Source organism: Flavobacterium ponti (assembly GCF_042652765.1).
In the GTDB taxonomy this organism is placed as follows: Bacteria; Bacteroidota; Bacteroidia; order Flavobacteriales; family Flavobacteriaceae; genus Flavobacterium; species Flavobacterium ponti.
The window spans coordinates 23,758-48,313 of the sequence record NZ_JBHSGW010000025.1; the positions used below are offsets into that span (position 1 = coordinate 23,758).

15 protein-coding genes are annotated in these 24,556 nt (G+C 30.8%); 12 read left to right on the plus strand and 3 right to left on the minus strand.

The window, feature by feature from the left end:
- Positions 1–222: 222 nt before the first annotated feature.
- The 12 genes from ACFO3U_RS08350 (at position 223) to ACFO3U_RS08405 (ending at position 19,964) form a co-directional block, all read left to right on the plus strand.
- Positions 223–2,628 carry a hypothetical protein gene (locus ACFO3U_RS08350; protein ID WP_379740514.1) on the plus strand — a complete coding sequence of 802 codons (2,406 nt, stop codon included), beginning with the start codon at positions 223–225 and terminating at the stop codon, positions 2,626–2,628.
- A 3-nt stretch (positions 2,629–2,631) separates the two neighbouring features.
- A complete protein-coding gene (locus ACFO3U_RS08355; protein ID WP_379740517.1) occupies positions 2,632–3,927 on the plus strand; it encodes an OmpA family protein in 1,296 nt (431 codons plus the stop codon).
- 25 nt (positions 3,928–3,952) lie between these two features.
- Positions 3,953–6,493, plus strand: a complete 2,541-nt coding sequence (locus ACFO3U_RS08360) for a hypothetical protein (protein WP_379740520.1) — start codon at positions 3,953–3,955, stop codon at positions 6,491–6,493.
- A 93-nt stretch (positions 6,494–6,586) separates the two neighbouring features.
- Positions 6,587–7,330 carry a tetratricopeptide repeat protein gene (locus ACFO3U_RS08365; protein WP_379740523.1) on the plus strand — a complete coding sequence of 248 codons (744 nt, stop codon included), beginning with the start codon at positions 6,587–6,589 and terminating at the stop codon, positions 7,328–7,330.
- Between the two features lie 96 nt (positions 7,331–7,426).
- Entirely contained in the window at positions 7,427–8,131 is a 705-nt protein-coding gene (locus ACFO3U_RS08370) for a tail fiber domain-containing protein (protein ID WP_379740526.1), read from the plus strand.
- Between the two features lie 32 nt (positions 8,132–8,163).
- A complete protein-coding gene (locus ACFO3U_RS08375; protein ID WP_379740529.1) occupies positions 8,164–11,562 on the plus strand; it encodes a hypothetical protein in 3,399 nt (1,132 codons plus the stop codon).
- Positions 11,563–11,692: 130 nt separating this feature from the next.
- On the plus strand, positions 11,693–11,881 hold the full coding sequence (locus tag ACFO3U_RS08380; protein WP_379742068.1) for a T9SS type A sorting domain-containing protein: 189 nt from the start codon (positions 11,693–11,695) through the stop codon (positions 11,879–11,881).
- A gap of 141 nt (positions 11,882–12,022) precedes the next feature.
- Entirely contained in the window at positions 12,023–14,221 is a 2,199-nt protein-coding gene (locus ACFO3U_RS08385) for a DUF6055 domain-containing protein (protein ID WP_379740532.1), read from the plus strand.
- A 772-nt stretch (positions 14,222–14,993) separates the two neighbouring features.
- Entirely contained in the window at positions 14,994–17,156 is a 2,163-nt protein-coding gene (locus ACFO3U_RS08390) for an ATP-binding protein (RefSeq protein WP_379740535.1), read from the plus strand.
- 111 nt (positions 17,157–17,267) lie between these two features.
- A complete protein-coding gene (locus tag ACFO3U_RS08395; RefSeq protein WP_379740538.1) occupies positions 17,268–17,897 on the plus strand; it encodes a hypothetical protein in 630 nt (209 codons plus the stop codon).
- 3 nt (positions 17,898–17,900) lie between these two features.
- The gene (locus tag ACFO3U_RS08400) at positions 17,901–18,314 is read left to right on the plus strand and encodes a hypothetical protein (protein WP_379740541.1); all 414 of its coding nucleotides are present in this window, start codon (positions 17,901–17,903) and stop codon (positions 18,312–18,314) included.
- Positions 18,315–19,598: 1,284 nt separating this feature from the next.
- A complete protein-coding gene (locus ACFO3U_RS08405) occupies positions 19,599–19,964 on the plus strand; it encodes a hypothetical protein (RefSeq protein WP_379740544.1) in 366 nt (121 codons plus the stop codon).
- 458 nt (positions 19,965–20,422) lie between these two features.
- On the opposite strand, the gene ACFO3U_RS08410 is transcribed toward ACFO3U_RS08405, so the two are convergent.
- The 3 genes from ACFO3U_RS08410 to ACFO3U_RS08420 all read right to left on the minus strand — a co-directional run bounded on the left by ACFO3U_RS08410 (position 20,423) and on the right by ACFO3U_RS08420 (position 24,415).
- A complete protein-coding gene (locus ACFO3U_RS08410; protein ID WP_379740547.1) occupies positions 20,423–21,847 on the minus strand; it encodes an amidohydrolase family protein in 1,425 nt (474 codons plus the stop codon).
- A gap of 86 nt (positions 21,848–21,933) precedes the next feature.
- Positions 21,934–22,533: a DUF3575 domain-containing protein gene (locus ACFO3U_RS08415; RefSeq protein ID WP_379740550.1), complete on the minus strand. Its 600-nt coding sequence runs from the start codon at positions 22,531–22,533 to the stop codon at positions 21,934–21,936.
- 94 nt (positions 22,534–22,627) lie between these two features.
- Positions 22,628–24,415 (minus strand): helix-turn-helix domain-containing protein, encoded by a 1,788-nt coding sequence (locus ACFO3U_RS08420; protein WP_379740553.1) that lies wholly within the window; start codon positions 24,413–24,415, stop codon positions 22,628–22,630.
- Positions 24,416–24,556 lie beyond the last annotated feature (141 nt).

The window sequence follows — 24,556 nt, forward strand, 5'->3', positions numbered from 1 at the left end:
AAAAAAACATTTTTTGGTTTTGCTAATGCTTTTTTTTATTACAATTCCCAATTTTGTTTTAGCTCAAGATCCTTTAGATGATGGGCCCGATCCACCACCCGCTCCAATAGACAATCACATTAATCTAATGATGATAGTGATGTTTATTTTTTTGTTCGGTTTTTTTTATTATCGAGAATATAGAAAAAACGATTAGAATAATAATTCATAAAAAACAACAATTTGAAAACAATTACACACTTTAAAAGAAGTAAAAAAGAACTATTATGTCTTTTTACTTCGTTACTTTTTTTAGGTACTGTTTTTGGACAAGTTCAACAGAATGGATCTCTTTACGTAGGAGATTCTGGAGTAGTAAGTATTTTTACTTCACCTTACAATTTTGGAACTTCACCAGCTACGGTTACCTCTAGAACTGTTGCAACTTATGGAAAGCTTTATTTTCCTGCTGCCACTACATGGGCTTCAGCTACAAATGTACATCATGTCAATGGATATGCTAGTACATTTGGAAATGCTGATTTCATCTTTCCCATAGGAGACGGAACTATACTCGCACCTGCACGACTACAAAATGCAACTTTAGCAGCTACTTTTGATAGTGCTTATTGGAGTGTTAATCCAGCAACTGTTGACACTGATGTTGATTCAAGTACTTTATTAGCTATTTCATCTGTAGAGTACTGGGACTTATTCAGTTCTTCTTCTGCAAACCTTACACTTACTTGGAGAAGTGCTAGCAATTTAGCAACCTTAACTGCAGGTATTGTTCTTGAAGATATAGTTATTGCAGGATGGAATGGAACCCAATGGGAACAAATTCCTTCTACTGTTGATGAATATTATTTAGGGACTGGTTCAGCCAGTACTTTGACTGCAGGCTCTGTTACTTCAACAGTACCTGTAAATTTTGGTACATATTCCAAGTTTACTTTAGGGGCAAGAGGTACTTGTCAGCCTTTAGTGGCATCTTCAGGAGTTACTAAAACATGGAACGGATCATGGAGTCCGTCTGCACCTACTTTAGCAGACCCAGTGGTTATTAATACCGCTTATGCAGCTGGTTCATTCGCATGTAACTCTTTAGTTTTAAATGCTGATATCACTCTTGTTGCAAACGAAAACATAGAAATTGTTAATGGTGTAACAGGTTCTTCAAAAATCATCATGGCTTCTAGTGCTAGTGTTGTTCAAAGGGCTAGTGGAGTTGGTGCTCCATCTATTGAAATGACCAAAACAAGAATGGGACTCAAACGATACGATTATGTATATTTTGGTACTCCAGTTGTGGGTGATTTCTATGGAGATATGGCAACGGCTATCGCTGATGCTCCTGGTGCACTACCTGGTGCTTTTGATTTTTCTTATAAATACAATACAGGACCAGGAGGTGGATGGCAATCTACTTCTACTACAGAAACGGGCAAAGGTTTTATTGCTCATGTTGGTCAAGCAGCTCCTTTTTTAGATGCAATTACAACTGCTGATGTGAGTGTAGTTATTGATGGTGTGGCTAATAATGGAGATATCAATTTAGCTCCAATAACCAACAATATTGCACAACCAAATGGTGGAACTAGTCATATCTTATTAGGTAATCCTTACCCATCAGCAATTGATGGAGATAAATTTTTAGAGGAAAATACTGATTTAGATGGTGTTTTGTATATCTGGACTTCAGCAACTTCTTATCCGGGCTCTGGTCTTTATAATCAAGCAGATTATATTGCCTATACTAGAGCTGGTGTTGTAATTCCAACTGCTGTACCAACTACGTTTAATGGTAAAATTCCATCAGGACAAGGATTTAAAGTTAAAATACTTCCAAACTCTACAAACCCAACAACAGTTTCATCAACGGCTAATGTTGTTTTTAATAATTGTATGCGTGTTACTGGAGATAACAGTGTTTTTTACAAAAATGCACAACAAAATACTACAGTTACAAAAGATAGATTTAAATTAAACATGACTGGTGATAATGGAGTGTTTAGTCAAATTCTAATAGCGTATTTACCAGAAGCAACTTTAGGCTATGACAGAATGTACGACGCAGGTAGAAATTCAGTAAGTACAGCTCAACTATATTCAATTTTTGAAGGAGATGGTAGAAGGTTGTCCATAAATGCAAGACCTAATTTTACTTCAACAGATGTTGTACCAGTAGGAATTCGTAAAAACAACTCCAATACAGAAACTTTTGTTATTAGTATTACTGCACAAGAAGGTGTATTCACAGATCCTTTAGTTAAAGTGTATTTACATGACAAAATAGCCAACACTTATCATGATTTTAGTATAGGAGATTTTACCTACACTACAAATGAAAGTAGTGTTGATAATAGATTTGAAATTGTTTATCAATCTGCAGTTTTATCTAATACACAAGTAAGTTTAGGTGAAGCAGCTATAGTGTTGAATAACAATTTGCTTTCAATTAATTCTAGTACAATTATAAGAAGTGTTCAAATGTATGATCTAGCAGGCAGATTAATTAAAGATTATAAAGACATTAATGCTGCTATTTTTAGTAAAACTTTTAATCATGAAGAGAGTATTTATTTAGCAAAAATAAATTTTGATAATGGTACTACAATAAGCAAGAAATTAATACATACTAAAAATTAAATTATGAACAATTATAAAGTACTAATACTCTTTTTAATTATTTCTTTCACTGCATTTTCACAAAATGAAAATAAAGGAAACGATGGAGATTATAACAAATGGTCAGTAGAACTTAATGTAGGACAAAACAAACCTGAAAAGCCATATGGTGAAGGATATTTTTCATCAGATCCTAACAAGTATTTCAATTTTAATGGAATAGAACATATCGATCTTGGAGTAAGATATATGTTCAACCCGTATTTCGGTGCAAAACTAGATTTAGGTTATGACATCATGCAAAATCAATCGGGTACTTCTTCTTTACCTTTTGAAACCAAACAATACCGTGTAGGTTTACAAGGTATTGTAAATGCAGGTAGGCTTTTAAAATTTGAAACATTTACTAACAGATTTGGATTACTTTTTCATGGTGGTTTGCAAGTTTCACAATTAGCTCCTCAAAAGGGAGTTAATAAAGGAGTAACTGAAGACAACGGAGGTTTGATGGTTGGGTTAACTCCACAATTTAAAATCTCTAAACGTTTGGTATTAACAGGTGATTTCACTTTGTTAAGTAATGTGAGACAACATTTAAACTGGGACGGTTCATTTTCTGAAAAAGCCAATAATTTGACAGGTACTTTATTCAATACTTCATTAGGACTTACTTTATACTTAGGTAAAAAAGATACTCATGCCGATTGGTATTCTGAAAAAACAACATCAGTTGTTCCTGTGGAAAAATACGACGACCAAGAATTGAAAAAAAGATTGGAAGACTTGGAACGCAAAAATGTAGATATTGATAAGGATGGTGTACCAGACTATTTGGATTTACAAAACGATACGGTTTATGGTTTAAAAGTCGATTCAAAAGGTAGGTTTATTGATGAAAACAAAAACGGTATTCCTGATGAAACGGAAGAAAATCATGAAGATATTAAACCGTTTAATACAACAGAAGACCCAGAGTACAATGCCATCATGGAGTTTGAATACAACATCATGTATTACGATTTAGATAGAGTGGATCCCAACAAAGAATCTAGACAAAAATTAAAGTTTGTGATTGATTATTTGCAGAAAAATCCAGAGGTAAAAATACTATTAAAAGGTTATACGGATAATTTAGGGACTGTGCAATCTAACGACATTTTATCGAAACGCAGAGTAGCTAAACTAAAAAATATTTTGGAAAGCTTCAACATAAGTGGCGATAGAATCGATATTGAAGGAAAAGGAATTGATACAACATACAGTTTTTCTAAAAACGGAGAACCTTTAGCCCGAAGAGTAAACATCATCATACTTAAATAAAAACACAATTATTAAATTAAATACAATGAAAAAAATACTAATAAGTGCTATTTTATTAGCAACAACGAGCTTCTATGCTCAAGACGGTAAAGTAGGTATTGGAAATACCGCCCCTAAAGCCACCTTAGACGTAACAGGAACTCCTGCAACAGCAACTGTAGCAGACGGTATCATTGCACCTCGTTTAACAGGCGACCAATTAGCAGCAAAAGACGCTGTGTACCTAGCAAACCAAACTGGAGCACAAGTATATGTAACCGCAGCAGCAACATCACCAGCAGGTAAAACAATAAACGTAACTGCTCCAGGATACTATTATTTGGATAATAGTGCTGTTTGGCAAAAATATGCTACTGGTGGAAAAACTAAATTCGTAGACGGTACAGACCCACTTAATGCAGTTTATACTGGTGGTAAGGTTGGTATAGGTACAATTAATCCATTGTCAAAATTAAATGTAATTGTTAATAATCCTGATTTGACTAATGGAGATGGAATTATAGTTGGTATCAATAGTTCAACAAGATTTGCTCAATTAAGAACTGCTGACAATTCAAAATCAGAAGGTTGGCCAACGGGTGGTGTTTTAGAACTTCTACAGTCAGATAATACTACTTCAGGTAGTAAACTAAGTTCTGCTAGTAATAGTTATTTTAACTCAAATTATGGTAATGTAGGTATAGGTACCAATACACCTATACGAAAACTACATGTTGGTGGTACCGCTTATATTGGTGTTTCATCTTTCACTCCAACATCTAATGCAAGGTTTAATGTAGTATCAGAGGGGACAAATTTTACCATGGATGTAGATCATTTTGGTAACGGTGCTGGAGATGCTGGCTCAACCTTAAGACTTAGAGGTGCGAGAGGTACTAGTGCTGCTCCAACAGCAATAGTAGCGGGTAATGACCTCGGTTCTATTAGATTCGCTGGTCATGATGGCACTAATTTTTTAGGTTCTTCAGCATCTATAGCTGCTGTAGCAGAAGAAAATTTTACTTCGAACAGTTATGCAACGGGTATAAGACTAATGACCTTGCCTTCAGGTAGTGCAATAGTTCAAGAGAGAATGAGAATAACTTCTTCTGGTAGTGTTGGTATTGGAAGAACTACTCCATCAGAAAAATTGGATATTAATGGTAATACTATTTTAAAATCAAGTGGTTTGGATTCTAGTCAAAATCTTGGTGAATATCGCTTTGGTAATGTGGGTAACACTACTATAAATGCTTCCGTAGGAGCAATTAGAGGGGTAACAAATTTTGGTCAGGGTAATTTAGTTTTTAATACTTCACCAGATGATTCTGGTGCTGTTGAACGTATGAGAATTACAGAAACAGGTAGAGTTGGTATTGGCACTACAGTACCAAGTAAGAAATTACATGTTGTTGGTGATGCTTTAATAAGTTCATTGTCTGGTACTGGAAATCGTATGGTGGTAGCCGATGAAACTGGCGTTTTAAGCACACAAGCAATACCAAGTGGCTCAATAGCTGACGGTTCTGAAACCAAAATAAACCCAGGAACAAATGTTACGATAACAGGAACAGGAACAACCGCTTCACCTTACGTTGTTAACGCAACAGGAGCTATAGACGCAACATCTTCAGCCAATGGTGTTGTACGTTTAGCTGGAGATTTAAGCGGTACAGCGACAACTCCAACTATTGCTCCTAACGCAGTAACTTCTTCTAAAATTGCCAATGGTACAATCGCTGAAGTAGACATAGCACCTGGTGCTGTAACAAGTACTCTTATGAGTGCAGGAGCAGGAACAACAGGAAGAATTCCAGTAGCGAATGCCACAGGGAATATCACTTATACCGATGTGGCCACAGCAATACCAACTATTTATAGTGGTGATAGTAACTTAACGGGAAATAGAATTGTAAATCAAGTAGATAAAACTTTGGCATTTACAAGTACAGCAACTTCAGGAACCAGTCACTTTACAGTAGACGGATCTACTTTTAATGTTAATGCAGTAGATAACAGAGTAGGTATTGGAACTTTAACACCGTCTCGAAATTTACATGTTGGTGGTACCGCTTATATTGGTGTTTCAACTTTCACTCCAACATCTAATGCAAGGTTTAATGTAGTATCAGAGGGGGGGACAAATTTTACCATGGAAATAGATCATTTTGGTAACGGTGCTGGAGATGCTGGCTCAACCTTAAGACTTAGAGGTGCGAGAGGTACTAGTGCTGCTCCAACAGCAATAGTAGCGGGTAATGACCTCGGTTCTATTCGATTCTCTGGTCATGATGGCGCTAATTTTTTAGGTTCTTCAGCATCTATAGCTGCTGTAGCAGAAGAAAATTTTACTTCGAACAGTTATGCAACGGGTATAAGACTAATGACCTTGCCTTCAGGTAGTGCAATAGTTCAAGAGAGAATGAGAATAACTTCTTCTGGTAGTGTTGGTATTGGAACAACTACTCCAGGATCAAAGCTTGCAGTTGTAGGTCTTCCAGTTTATGCTGACAATACAGCTGCTGCCGCTTTATCAATAGGTGATTTTTATCGCACTTCTACAGGTGTGGTAATGGTTAAATATTAATCATCATTTCGTTGTAATTTTAATATTGAGTAGTAAGTATCATTTAATTCTTAATGGTACTTACTACTTTTTTTAAATTAAAAATAGTAAAAAATGAAATTATTTCTATCCATAACTTTACTATTACTAAATAGTATAACATTTGCTCAAAATAAAGAAGTTGCATCAACATCAATGCCAAAAATAGGAGCTTATCCTGATAAGGATGTTGTGGTGTATAAGAATGCTCTTTCGCTAGGTGATCTTGAGACCGCAACAAATGCTCTTCACTATATTATTGCAGCTAATCCTAATGGAGCTATATATAAAGATACGCTGGCATTATTGTATTTGCAACGTGGATATTACCGTCAGGCACAAGTTCTTACTATGCCCCTATACCAAGAAAAAGAAAATGAAACAAGAACAGAGGTGTTAGCCATCTGTGCTAAGCAATTAGGCCAACAAATTGAAGCTATAGATTTGTACAAAAAACTATATAGAACTACAAAAAACAACAATTATGCTTTTGAGCAGTTGCAACTAGAATATGATATTAAAAGACTTACCGAATCTAAATTAACAGCTGAAGCTTTATTGCTTGCGCTCCCATCAGATGATAAAACCAAATTAACGGTTCAAAAATTAGATAATAAAACTGTACAGCAAATTAGTTTAAAAGCAGGTATATATTATATATTAGGTACTATCTATTTTGATATGAATGATAGAGTACAAGCCCTACAACAATTTGAAAAAGCAATTGCATTACAACCAGACTATGATTTGGCTTTACAAGCGATTCAATTATTAACAAAGAAAGATGAAGTAGAAAATAATACTAAAAAGAAAAAGTAATTTTTTATTTGAAATATCCCAGATAGATTTCAAATAAAACAACAACTTAAAAACAATAAAAGACCTAACAAAAAATACAAATTTAAACTGTTTAAAATGCGAAAAATTATTCAAATACTTGCATTGTTTTTAGTAAATTTTGCAACTGCACAAGTTGGTATTGGAAATTCAGAACCTAAAGCCACTTTGGATGTAAATAAAACAAGTTATGTTATCGGAGAACAAGCAGGTATAGCCGTAACGCAATTATCAGGGTTACAGATTGTAAATATGAACACAGCAGGTTTAAAGGCAGGTACTTTAGTGTATGCTACCTCTACCTCTGGAATAATTAATACAGTTGGTTTTTGGAATTGGAACGGTTCTACATGGGTAAAAACGTATGGGGCAAAATTTGTAGATGGAACAATTCTAGCCGATGCTGTTTTTACAACAGGAAAAGTAGGCATTGGAACCTCTACACCATCAGAAGCACTTGAAGTGAATGGAAACATCAGAACCAACGCAGTAATTTTAAATTCAGACAGCAATTTAAAAAAAGAAATCAAGCCACTAGCATCTGTCTTAGAAGACCTCTCTCAAATAACTACCTATAGCTATTATTTTAAAAAAGACGAAAAATCTTCCGATTTACAATTTGGATTATTAGCACAAGAAGTGCAAAAGATATATCCAAATTTAGTAGCTAGTAATGGAGAATATCTTGGTGTTAATTACATACAATTAATTCCTGTATTAATTAAAGCCATTCAAGAACTACAAGTTGAAGTAAACTTTTTGAAAGAGCAACTTAAAGAATAATAGCAACTATGAATTTAAAATTTATATTCCTGATGTTTTTGTTAAATTATTCAGTATGTTATTCGCAACAATTGTTTGTCTCTACTACTGGGAATGACACCAATCCAGGCACCCAAACTCAACCTTTTCTAACAATTGCTAAAGCACAGCAGGTTGCCAGAACACTAATTCCTGCTATGACACAAGATGTTGTTATTTCAATAAATGATGGCACATACTTTATCAACCAAACTTTAAATTTTACAGGTCAAGATTCTGGAATAAATGGATTCAATGTTATTTATAGAGCCATTAACAGAGGGGCTGTTGCTATAAACGGAGGGGTTTTACTAACTAATTGGCAATTACATGATGCGGCCAACAATATTTATAAAACACAATTAGACCCAAATTTAAATGTGCGAACTTTTTTTGTAAATAATGAAAGAGCTCAAAGAGCAAGAACTGTTGATGGTACAGGTTGGACTTCTGACGCAGCTAATAAAAAGTTCAACTGTCCAAGTAGTGTAAACACTTGGAATGAGAAATCAGAATTAGAAGTTGTTATCAACGATGTTTGGCGACAACAGCGTGTGCCAATAAGTACTGTGAATAATGGTATTGCAAGCGTTGATGACACTTTTTTAAATATCAATCAATGGGCCTTATTTCCTTCGGGCACTACTCAATATATTGAAAACGCATATGAGCTATTAAATGATTTTGGCGAATGGTATTATTCTAAATCAACGGGTGTATTATATTATAAGCCAAGGCCGAATGAAAATATTCTTACTATTAATGCTTTGTTGCCCAGGTTAGAAAATATAGTAAATTTAAACCAAGTACAATACCTAAATTTTGATGGAATTTCATTTGAGGGTACTACCCGCTTCAAAACAAACATAAGAGGGTATTTTCATAGTCAAGGTGATATAGAATTTGATTGGACTTCTAGTGAGGCTGCCGTACAGTTAGTAAAGACGAAGAATGTACTTTTCAAATCATGTAGTTTCAATAAGTTGGGTACTTCTGGTATTAGTTTGTTTTATGGTTGTACGGAGAATGCCGTGTTTAATTGTACTTTTAATGACATAAGTGGTGTAGCCATATCACTTTCCCAACCACAAATTAATTCGTCTGGTATCAATTTGAATAATACAGCAGTTGCAGTTGTAGAAGATAATAACTGGATTTATAATAATGCTATTTCTAACATTGGAGTTGAGTACTTTGGTCATCCTGCTATCATGGTTGGTTCAGGTACGAGACATTTGATTTGTAATAATGATATCTACAATGTACCATATTCAGGAATTCATGTGGGTTGGGGTTGGAATAATACCATTAAAATTACAGAAAATAGCTTAATAGCTTTTAATCGAATCAACAGCGTAATGACTAAAATGCATGATGGAGGTGGTATTTATACTATAGGCTCTATGCCGAATACAGTTATCAAAAACAATTACATCCAAGATGTTGATGTCAGTCATGATGGACATGCCTTGTACCCGGATGAAGGAAGTGCCAATATCAAATGGGCAACTAATGTGGTGGGGTTACCCGTCAAAAATTGGATGTATTTGTGGTCTAATAACAGTATCAATAATCAAATTATCAATAATTTTTCACAAAGTCCAAGTAAGGTAATTGTTGGAGCAACAAATTCAGACGTTAATAATACAATTATATTTGGCGAATGGCCATTAGCTGCCAAAAAAATAATCAATGCGGCTGGTATTATACCTAATGCCATTGGGGATAATCTAACAAATGAAGGGAATATTGGAAGTGTTTTTTGGGGTGCTGACCCCACAGCTCAAACGAGTGAACCAAGGCTTTGGGTAACATTTGGCAATCAAATTGTGGCTTTAGATAACCTAAATGGGAAAAGCACTTTATCAATTCCTGTGGGTGCAGCAGGTACTATTAAGTTTCATCAAAATGATTGGTATGGTTCTGATGGATCGGCTTGGTATAAATTGAATAATCCTGTGGTAACCTCTGATGTTATTCCTTCTAATGCATTGGCTCAAACGGGTAAAATGATTGCTTTTGGAGGTCACATTTTTGGTTACAATGGCACTAGGTGGTGCCAGTTAGACGAGCTCATTGGAACACCTACAATGTTTAATATCTCAGCCCCCATGATAACTTCAAATCCTGTAACATTTGATGCAAATAATTCAAATGTGCAATTGAATGTTAGTAATGGAATATGGAGTGGATTGACGACAACCCCATCCTTTTCTTATCAATGGTTCCAAAATGGTGTTGCTATTAGTGGTGCAATTACAAGTTCATATTTGCTGTCATCTCCCTTCACTGCAAACTATTATTGTATAGTATCCGCTAGTAATGGTATTTCAAATATTTCAGCCAACAGCAATACTTTTAACATAAGTTCGCAACCACCTTTGAATACTGTGACACCTATTATTGAAAATTTTGCAGGTGAACTAAAAGTCATTTCTTCAGGCACCTGGCAAAATCAAGGTGATGGAGTGTTTACATATCAATGGCAAAAAAACAGTGTGAATATTCCAAACGCTAATGCATCTATTTATAATGTTCCTGCTGTAGACTATAATAGCAATTTTAGTTGCTTGGTTTCTACAGGAAATAATGCAGGAATAAGCACGGTATCTAGCAATTCCATTTTGTTAAAATTTACCCTTGAATATAGCACTCAAAACCCTCAGGTTGCCTACTCCACTAGAAAATTAGCAACCAATGCGGCATTAGCACTACAAGTAAGACGTAGCTCTGATAATACTATCTTAAACATTGGGTTTGATGCTTTTGGTAATCTAGATGAAGTCGCTTTAACCAATTTTGTAGGTACAAGTAATGGATTTGTTTCAATTTGGTATGACCAAAGTGGGAATAACCGCCATGCAACAGTAACCACAGCAAATCAGGCAATGCTAGTTAGTAATGGAATAGTAATTAAACAGAATAATAGACCCGCACTTCAAGGTTCAAGCGGTTCTGTATTTTATAACATAAGTTTGGTACCTTCAACGGTTAATTATACCGCAATGGCTGTTTTTAGAAAAACTGCAAATAATGTCGATTTTTATGGATTTAGCAATACTTCTAATCAGCAATTATTAAGAATTGGAGCAGATAATAGAGCATATACCTATTTTGGAAGTAGTCAGGGAGTGGGGCAAACCATTTCTATGAATGAAAACTTAACGATTGTGAACTTCACGAGACAATTAGGTTCTGGAAATAGTAATGTAGCTATATACAGGAGTGCTGTACCAAGAGGTGTTATAACTACAACAACCGACTCCATAACACTTAACAGATTAGGAGCTCCATGGGGTTCTTATTGGGGAGGATGGTATAGTGAAGCGATTTGGTATAATACTAATTTAAGCGACATTGACAGATTAGCGATAGAGAACAACCAATTGAAGTATTATGATATTAATTTTTAGAATTATTTGAAAACCCTGTAACCCATTGTTTAAAAACCTCTCTGCTTAGTTCGTTGAAGGGCCCCGTGATAATATCTCCTCCATATCGCATTTAAAGCCTATTGTCTATCTATCAAATGAACAATTATTTATCGTTTCACCTTCTTCGCTACAAAAAATTACGTTGTTTGATAATCTGGGCAAAGTTTTATTAACATCAGTTATTTCAAATAATACATCAAAATTGCAATTACCATTTGTATATTCAAAAGGAGTGTATAGGGTAGTTATACAATTAGAAAATAGCTCTGTTTACATTAGTAAGGTTATACTGTTTTAAAGTTAATTAAAAGTGAAAAATAAATAACCCCCGTGACTTTCTTTTCTTTGAGTGAAAAAAGTTAACCACAATGATTCAGAGTACAAAGAGAGAAACTAAACAAGATAAAGAAAATAATCAGATTATTATTTAAATTTAAAAATGATGATAACAAACAATAACAACTTTTTTGCAGCATTTTTATTGCTATTTTCAGGACTATTTTATGCCCAAAAAACACCCTACATACCTATTTTTTTGCAAAGCTCAAGCAATTCAAATAGCATTCAATTTTCATGGGATAAAACCTATCAATCTGATAATTTTATCATTATATGGGGCGATACTGTGGGTACCAATCCTGTTGCTTACAATGATCCAGATTTGGCTTTTGACCCTGCGGGTATTACTAATTATTTAGAAAATAGCTACCTAGTTTTTAAAAATTTAGGCTTTTTAATTGATACACCCAATACATTGCGGTTGGCACAATATAAAATACCTATTATCATAAACAATACTTGGGGCAATGCTAATGATGCTATTGAGGGGTGGGCAGAAGCTTATACTGATGGATTTATGCCTATTTTTAATGTCCATCCGTTAGGTACTAATGGTGGAGAAACACTAGCACACGAGTTTGCGCATTTGTTACAATTTCTGATTGAACTTGATGATTTGGCAATAAATAACCCAAATGGAGCTCCTTTTGCAGATGCAGCTGGTATTTATTTTGAGACCCATGCAGAGTTTATGGCAACACAGATTTATCCTAGTATAGCAGAAATTTGGGGTATGGATTCATATCCAATGCTAATGCATGGTGATTGGAAAAATACGTATCGCAATTATCCTTTATTATATCATATGCAATTGAAACATGGAATAAGTCGAGTAAATGATTTATGGTTTCAACAATTTGATAATGAATACCCAATTGCAACCTATAAACGAATTTCTAACTTTACTCAAAGTCAACTTAATGATGATTTATATGAATATGTTAGGAGAATACCTACACTTGATTTTGGTATATGGACTGCGCCACTTCAAAATAGTCGGGCCACCAATTCACTTTATAACGATTTAATACCAATACAAAATAGATATACCATTTTATCAAAAGAATCATTAAGCACAAATCAGTATCGTGTTCCTATAGAACAAGCACCCGAAGAATATGGCTATAACATAATTCCATTATATTATGAGTCTGGAACAACTTGTATTAGAGTAAAGTTTAAAGGAATAACGACTTTAAATCCGAGTGCTGGTTGGCGGTATGGTTTTGTCGCCGAAGATACGCAAGGACAATTACATTCGTATGGTGAAATGAACTATGAAAATGAGAAGGATTTTGCTTTTCAAATAGAATCTAATATGGGAAAAGTTTACTTAGTGGTTATGGGCGCTCCGGCAGATCAAATTCAGCAAGACGATAGTCATAACACATGGACGGGTTATCCCAAACATTACAGGTATCCGTATGAATTAGCTTTTGAAGGTGTTCTCCCAGAGGGTTTTCAAGCCAAAGAAGAATTTAGATCTTTTTTAAAACAAAATCCTGGAAATTATCATCCAAATGGTGGCGGCTGGGTAGATGCTTCATCTTCGGTTAGTCCATCAGTATTTGTAGAATCTCACGCTATTGTACTAGGTAATAGTCAAATTTCTGGTTCTAATACAAGAATTGAAGGTACTTCTATGGTAAAAAACACTACAATTCAAAATAATGTACATGTTAAAGATAATGCTGCAGTTTTTGGTGGATTCTACAGTTCACCCACAGGAAGTTTGGTTGAAATTAAAGGTAATTCTTATTCTGAAAATAACACAGTTACAGGAAATGCAAAAATTGTAGAGCGTGCAAATGTTTCAAATTATAACCTTAGTGGCACGGTGATGGTTGGCGGTGATGTAATGGTTTATGCAGATGCATCTTGTAATAATGGTGTTTATAGAACTCTAACAAATTATTATGAAAATAACCCTTTAGCTTGTGATAATAGAACAGCATTACATCCTACTAATATAGATGTAAATAATAATTATATACCCTTTACACCAAGTGTAATGGCCTTTAGTTCTTCTTCTACTTGTTTATCTTTATTGCATTCTTCTACTTACGTTAAAAACAAAAAACCGTTTTTGTTTCCCAATCCAACAAAAGACAAATTTACAATTGAAGGAGTCAATGAACCAATAGAAATGATTTCTGTATACAATGATTTAGGTCAACTTATTCTTTGTTTAAAAGAAGTCCCTACCATTTTTTCTATTAGTAATTTGCCAAATGGACTGTATATCGTAATTGTTACAACTACTATTGATTCAATTAAATTAAAAATTATTAAAAACTAGACACTATTAATCTTATGTAAAATTTGGTGTTCTTTATTTTCCAAATGTAAATTGTTATTAAGACTTATATATACCAAATGTTTTAGAAAAAAATAGTTGATAGTTTTTGAATTTATTAATTAATGAACGATAGAATTATATTTTAAAAGTATAACTGTATTATATGCTATGCTCTCATCACGAATAAATTATTTAAAATTAGCAGGATGTAGCTAGATTTATTGATTAACTTTGATTTAGTTTTATTCAAAAATGAAATTAAAGATTTAAAAGAGATATTATTAACATTCAGGTGTCATTAAAAAACATTTATTAAGTTGCCTAGAACGTAAAATGAAAAAAATTATTGAATGAAATTCGACTAAAACCATAATAGAAATACAAATACTACAAACCTAAAATCTATCGCTAAGCGATATAAAAGTAGTGCTAGATAAGCTAGCATTACAAAATAAAAAAGCCGGTGAAGTACCAGAAACTAAAAAACTAACCAAATCGTAAAAAACTACTTTTTTACAATGCATTATGGAAGCTGTTTTTTTGCAATTTTAAAAAGCTTGGTAGAAATAAATTATTGATGTTAAAGTGGTAGCAATGGCAAGCTAAATTATAAAGAGATAGCTAATATTTAAAAGTAGGAAATTAAGTTGTAAAGCAAAATAATTTGTGTTTTTTTAAGAATTTCTAAAACAATCTATTCAGTAATTATCTATTTAGATTGTTTTTTTTTATTTTTGAGTTCTATTATTTATCAATCTAGAATTTAAGTTAAATGAAAAAATTTCTACTATGTGTATTTATAAGTTTATTTTATTCTATATCATTTTATGCTCAAAATGAACTAAATCAGATTGATAGTTTAATAAAAGTGTTACCAAATTTAAAAGAAAACAGCTATAAAGTCGAAGCACTTTTTAAGTTAAGTAAATTGTACCAAAAAGTATCTTATGAAAATTCTGAAAACTTCAATAAGCAACTTTTTGAAGTTTCCAAAAAAATAAATTTCCAAAAAGGTTTAGGCTACTATCATTTGAATAACGCTTATTTGTTTCAAACCAAGGGTAATTATGAAAAGTCAATAGAAGAAGCAAAAAAGGCAGAGACAATATTTACACAGTTAAATGAAAAATCATACTTTTTAGATGCCATTTATTTTCATTCGTTTTCATTGTTTTTCTCAACTAAAGAAAATGAAGCATTTGATTTGGCAACTATACATGCATTAGATACAAAAAACACTATTTATTTTCAACAATTGGGGCAGTTACATTATTTTATTGCATATTTTCATTTTTCAAAAGACAATATAAGTAGGGCTTTAAAACATAATATTTTAGCACTCGAAAATTATAGAAAAGTTAAAAACACATTAGGAATACTCAAGTGTTATTATAATATGACTGACTTGTATATAAAAACAAATCAATTTACAATTGCAAAAGAGTATGGCTACAAAACCTTAAAAATACTTAATAGCCTCGAGGTTCCGGTAAAAGTTATGCAATCGGGAAATTATGCTTCTTTAGCTGAGATTCATTTGCATTTTAAGGAATTTGAGATAGCACAAGCATATTGCGACAAAGCCATTGCAATTAATAAAGAGCTAAATCAATTGGAGTATGTTGGTATCGATTTAATAATAAGTGCAGAAATTGATTATCAAAAGGGTGATTTTAATAAAATATTGCCAAAAGCCAAAAAAATCATTGCAATATCCAAAACACCCTATAATTTAATTAAAGGTTATTATTATATGGGCTTATATTTTAACAGTATAAAGGAATATTCTAATGCTAAAATATATTTAGAAAAAGGTTTAAGCTTAGTTACAGAAGAAAATGAATTGGTTCATAAAAATATTATAAAAGAACTGGCTTTTACAGAAGAAAAATTAAAAAACTATAACAGAAGTTTGACGCTTTTAAAATTGTTTTACAAGAATGAACTTTTATTTTTGGAAGATGAGAAAATAAATAAAGTAAATGAACTTCAAGTTAGATTTGATACAAAAGAAAAAGAAATAGAAATAAAAGATTTAACCATTGCCGCTCAAAAAGATAAAGAGTTACTAATTAAGAAGGAAAATCAAAAAAACTTTTTGATTACTATTATAGTTTTTGGTTTAATATTAGGTTTAATTAGCTATTTTCTTTACACTAAAATTAAGAAAAAGAATGATAAATTACAAACAAAAAATAGCATTATTGAACAACAAAACAAAGTAATATCAAAATCCAATGCAACCATTAAAAAAACATTTTCCATCATTTCTCATGATTTAAGAGGACCTTTTAATGTATTATTGGGCTATACCAATTATATCAATGAAAATTTTGAGGAATTGAATGGAGAAGAATTGAAATCCTATATAAACAAAGTAAACAATGCTGCTCAAAACAATTTTAATTTTACACAACAGCTTTTAAACTGGTCGCTAAAACAACAAAATGGTATTACCATCAATAAGGAATTATGTAATTTAAATGAAGTTGTAGAAAAATCCATTGCAACCCTTCAGCCTTTGGCACATCAAAAAGACATAGCCATTCACAAAGATTTTCTATTGGAAGATGATGCCAAACACTATTTGGATAAAGATATTGTTTTTAATGTGCTTTATAATGTAATTTCTAATGCCATCAAATACAGCAAAGACAATACTTCTATCCTAATTAAAACCTATGCTGACGAGCAATTTTTAACCATTGAAACCAAAGACAATGGAATAGGAATGACTAATGAACAGTTGCAAAAATTAAATCAAAATAACGATGTTAATGATTTTAATTTTATTAAAAATAACAACGAATATCAAGGAGGTTTTGGCTTAACTTATGCCAAAGAATTGGCAAACTTGTATGGAGCGCAATTGGTTTTTGAGTCTGTTTTAGGAGAAGGGACTACTGTTATTTTTAAAATTGAAGTACATGTCTAATAAATTTTACACTTATTCTTAAAAAACAGCATTTATTTATTGAGGATTACTGTAATGTTTTACTAATGTAAGTTTGTGAAGTAAAAACGACTTATACTAGTTTATTATTTAATGAAATCACTAACTAAATCACTCAAAATTGCTTTTATACTTTTTCATTTAGCTAATTTTATTTGTAAAGCGCAATCTAGAGACTCTTCCAAGAATCGAATTTTGATAGGTTTTAACATAATAGACGATTCGTTTACTTTAAAAAACAAATTATTTAATATTCAGGAAGAATGGAATGCATCAGCTTATCCTTCCTATTTTAGGTATGGAACAAAGGCATCTGAAAGCTTATTTTTTGATATAAGTCTTTCATTCAGTACGTATAAAAAAGGGAAACTTGTTGATGGTTATTATATTTCTTCAGATAGAAACTATTCAGCTTTTGATATAGGTTTAAAATATAATTTAAACACTTTAAATAATAATTTTGAAATTATTCCTGGTGTTGAACCCATTGTGTCTTTTGGATTGGGTTTTACTAGTATTGATGATGATATACGACCAACCCTAAATTATGGAGTTGGTTTTTATTTTTGGTTTTCGAGTTTAGAAAATTGTGATTGCAAAATTGATGATTCTTGGGCAGATAATTTTGGTATTCTCTTTCAAACACAAGGAAAGTCTAGTTTTGAACAAAAGATTTATGGCAATCAAATACAACATGTTTTTGGAATTGTTTATGCTTATTAATTTATGATAATAAAGGAAGAAGATAGCTTAGAATACTCAAATAGAGAAGGTTTTGTATTTTCAAAATATGTAATCATCAATTGTTTAAAAGATAAAATTTATTTTAATCAAATTGAGTCTGTTAGAATTTCTAAAAGAAAGTTTAATATTATTAATATCGCTTTGTTGTTTTTAAGTTTAATATTTTTTGGTTTTTATTTATTTCCAATGAGTGAGAACTATAAATATTTCAGCTTAATACTTGCTTTAGCTTGTTTTATCGCTTTTGAAAGAATTAAAATTTATAAGTATAGTATTGTACTCCAATTAAGTAATGGTAAAGAGGTATATAAAGCAATACAAAAAAATCAAAAGGAAGATTTGAAAGTTATAGTCAAAGAAATTCATAAAAAAATTAGTCTACGTGAAAGTATATAAATTATTGATTTTTATAAATTTAATTATTCTCAATAAACAACACTTATTTATTGGTGAATCATTTATTCTGTGTTTATATTAATTTCACGATTATTTAATAAATAACTTTAATAGGTATAAATATGCCCTCTTTTTCAGAATACTATTGTTTTAAAAATTTTCATTTGAATCATATGAAAAATGAAATAGCAACTATGTATTTAATTGAAAAAAGGAATAAAAGTATCAATATTTTTTTTTTACTTCTAGCTCTTGTTTTTTTTATTATTTATGTGAAAGATGTTTTATTACTAAAAGCCACTTCGTTAGTTTTAAGTTGCTTATTTTTTTTACTATTTCTAAAATTAAGAATTTACTATAATTTATTGGTAATTAAATTTATAGATAATACAAGTACACATTATAATGTTGCAAACAAAGAGAAAAAAGAAGTGGTAAATTTTATTTTAAATCAAAAGAAAGAATCAATTGCTATGGCTTGATAATCAATTTTTATTTTCTTTTTAGGCCTTTGCTTCATAGGTTTTTAAAAATAAAACAATAGTGGTTTACAACTTTGCATTGTTTAAATTTTCATGAATATCAATTTTAATTCGCTTATAAATGGTACCAACAATTTATATTTTCATATTCTAAAAATACATTTAAAGATGTTTACTGTAAAGAACAATATATTATATTTTATTATAAAATTTTTTAAAATTGATAGAAATAGCATAGCTGATGTTAATTTTAATAACGTTAATTCATTTAATGATTTACAAACTGAGATTTTAAAAATGGGACTGCAAACAAGATTAATACATAAAGAAGATATTCCTGAATCAGGTTCTTGTATAGTGGATATTATTACGTATAAAACGAATTCTAATTTTCTATTTTGTAATTACGATGCTTTTACTAACAATTTTAAGTTTTATGATTTTCTAAATGGGATAAATTATTGTTCAAATAGGCATGTTTTTAGTAAAGTGGTAACTAATGATTATTGTCTAATGGTTTTTAAATAAGAAACAAGATTTAATTATTTACATAAATGAGAACATTTTTTTTGAACAAGTATTTTCTACTGCTCCCACATACCTGCAATTAATCTCTATTTTCAACACTTATTTATTAGTCTACAATAAGTAGATGATTAGTAATATATTTAACTAATAATAAGTTTTTTAAGTGAATATGAGACACTGAATCTATGATAGTATCACTTTTTTAATTGGTGGTAATTTGGGGACTATTTAGATCAGTGTCTTTTTATTTATTATTATAATGAATATAGATATTATGAATAATAATAGAATTTTAATACATGATACATCAGACGTGTATATAAAACTAATAAATACAAAATTTTTAAATTGTGAAAATATTTTTTATACTAATAATATGTTCAATTTTGATAATATCAAATTTGATGAGTTTTCACTAATTATAATTCTTGTAAATTCATATGATGATTTGGTAGATTTAGCTTATTTATATAGACTAAAAAATGTAAGATTAGTTGTGGGTTCATTTACAAAATCAATTTTCCACAAGCTTATGTATTTTCCAGATATTGATTTATTTGACCTTAATACTCCTAAAAAAGATTTAATCAAGATAATAAAAGGTCATATTTATTATGAGAGTTTTATTCAAAGAGACTAATTTTAATATTGGAATTTGTTTCTTACCATTGACTTAAAGTTTTATAAAAACTTTTTTTACCAACAAACTTGTCACTTTGTGAGGATATCATATCAACTACTTCCACAAAAAAGAGATACCCATAAACTTGTCACTCTGTGAGGTTCTAATTACGTTTATTTATAATAATTTTTGAGATTCCTACGGAATGACAAGTTTATGGATAGGGATAATTTAATAATCAGCACAGCCCTATAATACAAAATTTACCCACAAACTTGTCACCCTGTAAGGGTCTATTTATAGTTATTTTTTGCTTTTGTGCGATTCCTACGGAATGACAATGTTGCGGAAGAAAGGGTTAATTCCATGGAAGAATTGAATGTAATCTTAGAATTAATTGGTAATGAATTAAAAAAATAAAAGCCAATTTCTATAATTACAAGGAATAGGCTTTTAATCTGAATTTGAATTAACTTTTATAATAAACTTTCTATAAATCTAAATAGGGTTACTAAACCTGTTTTTCTATTTTTGGCTTTTTCTTCTAATTGATTGAGTTGATGGTTTTGTAAATATCGTCCATTTACAAAAACTGCGTTAGGCTTACTTAATGTAGAAATATCTTCTAGTGGGTTTTTATCGGATAAAATTAAATTGGCCACTTTACCATTTTCAATTGTTCCTAAATCGTGAAACAAATCAATTTCAGTAGAAGGATTTACAGTAGCGGTTTTTAAAGCTTCATATGGTGTTAATCCTGCTTCTAAATAATAAGCGAGTTCTTCATGAATAGCATAACCAGGCATGTTAAAAACAATTCCTGCATCTGTCCCACATAATAATTGAACACCAGCTTGGTGAAGTTGTTTTACAATATAAAGATGAAATTGATGCTGTTTTTTTATTTGCTCTAATGTCTCAGGTTTATAAAATTGTTCACTTGTCCATCTATTATAACTATCCATAGAACCTAGACTTACTAATGTTGGATTCATATAATTTCCACCACCAATTGTTTTTATAGCATCCTTTTGTTCAATAATATCGATAATATTTTGATAAATAGTAAGAGTAGGAGTGTGAGCCATTTTTGCCTCAACATAATAGTTGACTACTTTTTGCAAAGCAACAGAATCAAGTTTATATGCAAGTGCATTTTGAACAATATCTTCAGTATGTTCAATACTTTGAATAGCTTTTTTAAAATGATAGGTATAAGGTACTTCAAAACTAGGGTGGGCTACAATTGGCATATCGTTTTTTTCAGATTCTTCAATAACTACATCAAAGATATCTTCAGGCATTCCAGCATAGGTTTTAATTAAATCATAACCGTCTTCATGATATTTATGAATTAATTCGTGTGCGTGTTTTGTGTCTTTAATTCCCAATTGGTCAAAACTTGCGTTTTTAGCACCAGTAAGTTTTGGAGTAGTAGTAATAAACAATGGACCTAATAACTCATTATTATTAATTTGTTTTTTAAAACGAAGATGAAAAGGCATTCCCCAAGCATTTCTTACAGCAGTAACACCATTAGCGAGATATAATCCTAATTCTTGCTTATCCCAAACATGAACGTGAACATCAATCAATCCAGGTGATAAATATTTTCCATTACCATCAATAACTTTTACATCAATTTCAGGAATAATCGAATCTATTCTAACAATTTTTCCATTCTTAACTAGAACACTTTTATTTCTTAATACAGTGTCTTTCGTCATAGGTATAACGTGAACATTTTTAATCAAAACACTTGTTTCATTATCTAAATCACTTGGATTTAAGTCAAGATAATCCGTTTGATTAGAATCAAGCCAAAAAGTAATTAGAACTGTTATTCCTAGTGCAATAACAAGACCTACAATAGCTTTAATAAAGAACTTTAAATATTTCATAATGGGTAGTTTTAGTTTTTAAAAGATTGCAATAGTACAGGTATAAAAACTATTCTATAAAGTTAAAATAAATTTTTGTTTCTAATTTAAAAGGAATAACCTATCGAAAACTCTCCTAAAAATGGATTTATAAAATCATAGCTATCTTCCCATGAATTTACTGCATTAGAAACCGCTTCATTATTGATAGATAGTTTTTTATCTTTAAATGAAACACCATATCCGAATGATAGATTAATATTAAAACCGCTTTTAAAAACCCAACGTTTTCCAATATTTAAACCCACTGTTGTTTCTGGAATTTTAAAATCAAAAGGTTGTGAATTAATATTTCCCTCACCTTTATACACTCGGAATCTTGTATAAGCTCCTGCATAAAAAGAATTCATGTTTTCAGAAAAATGTCTTCTGTAATTTAGGATAAAGGCTTTACCATTTGATTCGATATTAGCACTAGTGAATGTTTTAGGAATAGCTTCATAATCAAAACGTGCTACAATACCGTTTTTTGGAGTGATTAAATATTCATAATTTGCTGAGAAAATGCCAAAAGCAATTCCTCCTGGACAAAAATTAATTGCGTGTCGTTTTAGTTCATTTTTTTCTTGACTCATTGAAGTATTAATTCCTAAAATTAACACCAATAAAACTTTAATTACTTGATTTTTTGTTATTACTGATTTCATTTTGTATTATTTAGTATTTCTGAGTGCAAAGTTGAGACGATTTAAAATGGTAATCGTTTCAAATTATAATTCAGTACTAATTTTATAAATGAAATTATTTTTTATTTATTTTTAACCAAGTACTTGGAGTAGTATTTTCGTGTTTCTTAAAATAGGAATTAAATACAGTTTTAGAATTGAAGCCACTATCAAAAGCTAAACCTAATAAAGTAAAGTTTTCATTTTCAGGGAGTAATGCAATTTTTTTAAAATATCTTAAGCGGAATGAATTCACATATTCATTAAAATTCATTCCTATGACTTCATTGATTAAAAAGGAAGCTTTATTGGTCGAAATTTCAAGTATTTCTGCAATTGTATTTAAAGATAAAGAAGCATCTAGATACGGTTTTTCTTCATTAAAATAAGCAGTCAACTTGTTTTGCAATTCCTCTTGTTCTTCCTCCGATAAAAGGGGTTTGGTAGTTTCTGTACTTTTTTGATTTTCAATTATTTGTTCCATGGAAAAATTACTAACATGTAAATTGTAGAAATCATCAAATTTTCTTAAAGGTTTCAATAAAGGTTCTTGCTTGTAATTGAGAATTTGTCCACGTTTTTGTGCTACGAATTCTTTTAATAATTCAAAAGCCTCATTTTTGTATTGTGTATTGGCAAGAATAAATAGTTCAAACAAGGTCAGTTGATCTCTTTTTAAATGATTGTAAAGAAAGTTAGATAAAACCTCTTTAGGTAAGGTGTTTCTGTTTTCATTAACAACCTCATTTAATAATTGAATTTTTTCCCATAAAGGGTTGGTTTGAAATTCATTTTCTAATTGTTCCTTTTTATTAAGTGCAATTAAACAAACTGCTTTTTTATGATAAGCTAAATCAAAATCCAGACGTAATTCTATGGCTTTTGTAATATGATGTAAGGTAATATCAAAATCACCTTTATAGTAATAAATATTTGCAAAAATGTATTGGTTATTTGCTGAAAGCGGATCAATTTCTAATAGTTTTTTTCCATAAAAAATAGCTTCATCAAAATAACCATGTGCCATAAATAATTTGACCATGGTATCTAAAGCATCTACATGATTAGGGTTAATAGCAAGAACGTCTTTTATATATTGATAAGTAGAGGCAAAGTCCCATTCTCTCCAAAAGCATTTATTTACATAAGACATTGGGTACTCAGGTAAATTTGTGTCTATTTCTTTAGCTTTCATTAAATTGAGTAAAGCGTTTTCAGTACCTTCATCCTTACTCATATAACCCCAAGTGGTTAATAACTCATAGCATTGTATAGTACCATAATAAGCTTTAGCATAATTAGTATCTAAAGAAGTTGCCTTATTATAAAATTGGATAGCTTTGTTTAAAGCATCCGGTGTCCATTGTAACTGATAATATCTTCCTTTCAGAAAATGTTCGTAAGCTTCAATTTTTTTTGTACTATTATCTACCAAATGATCCTGAATCTCAAAAAAACCAAAATTATTTCGAATTTCATTAGCAATTAATAAACTAATTTCATCTTGAAGCTCAAAAATGTCGGTTAGTTCTCTATCAAAGTTTTTTGACCAATAATGAGTTCCATTTTGAGTTTCAATTAGTTGTGCTGTTATTCTTATTTTATGGGCTGATTTTCTAATGCTACCTTCTAATAATGAGGTAACGTTCAGTTGTTTCCCAATTTCTCTTACATCCATATTTTTACCTTTATAGACAAAAGAGGAAGTTCTTGCTATAACTTTTAATTCTTTTATTGTCGTTAAGGCATTGATAATTTCTTCTGTTATACCATCACTAAAGTATTCGTTTTCCTTATCGTCACTCATGTTTACAAAAGGAATAACAGCAATTGAAGTTTTAGAAATAGGATCTTTAATTTTCAACAGATGGATTTAAGATATAAACAAAAATAATGTAATTTAATGTAGTTTAAAAATAAACATAATTACCTTTTTTAATTCAGTCACTATGTTAATCAATTTTTAAATAAATTTCCAAAAGATATTTTATTTGTAAGAATATAT

Excerpts from the sequence above, each read along its gene's own strand:
- ACFO3U_RS08365 (WP_379740523.1), top strand. The coding sequence starts at position 6,587 with ATGAAATTATTTCTATCCATAACTTTACTATTACTAAATAGTATAACA.
- ACFO3U_RS08405 (WP_379740544.1), top strand. The coding sequence starts at position 19,599 with ATGAATAATAATAGAATTTTAATACATGATACATCAGACGTGTATATA.
- ACFO3U_RS08410 (WP_379740547.1), bottom strand. The coding sequence starts at position 21,847 with ATGAAATATTTAAAGTTCTTTATTAAAGCTATTGTAGGTCTTGTTATT.
- ACFO3U_RS08355 (WP_379740517.1), top strand. The coding sequence starts at position 2,632 with ATGAACAATTATAAAGTACTAATACTCTTTTTAATTATTTCTTTCACT.
- ACFO3U_RS08370 (WP_379740526.1), top strand. The coding sequence starts at position 7,427 with ATGCGAAAAATTATTCAAATACTTGCATTGTTTTTAGTAAATTTTGCA.
- ACFO3U_RS08415 (WP_379740550.1), bottom strand. The coding sequence starts at position 22,533 with ATGAAATCAGTAATAACAAAAAATCAAGTAATTAAAGTTTTATTGGTG.
- ACFO3U_RS08400 (WP_379740541.1), top strand. The coding sequence starts at position 17,901 with ATGATAATAAAGGAAGAAGATAGCTTAGAATACTCAAATAGAGAAGGT.
- ACFO3U_RS08395 (WP_379740538.1), top strand. The coding sequence starts at position 17,268 with ATGAAATCACTAACTAAATCACTCAAAATTGCTTTTATACTTTTTCAT.
- ACFO3U_RS08385 (WP_379740532.1), top strand. The coding sequence starts at position 12,023 with ATGATGATAACAAACAATAACAACTTTTTTGCAGCATTTTTATTGCTA.
- ACFO3U_RS08360 (WP_379740520.1), top strand. The coding sequence starts at position 3,953 with ATGAAAAAAATACTAATAAGTGCTATTTTATTAGCAACAACGAGCTTC.
- ACFO3U_RS08375 (WP_379740529.1), top strand. The coding sequence starts at position 8,164 with ATGTTTTTGTTAAATTATTCAGTATGTTATTCGCAACAATTGTTTGTC.
- ACFO3U_RS08390 (WP_379740535.1), top strand. The coding sequence starts at position 14,994 with ATGAAAAAATTTCTACTATGTGTATTTATAAGTTTATTTTATTCTATA.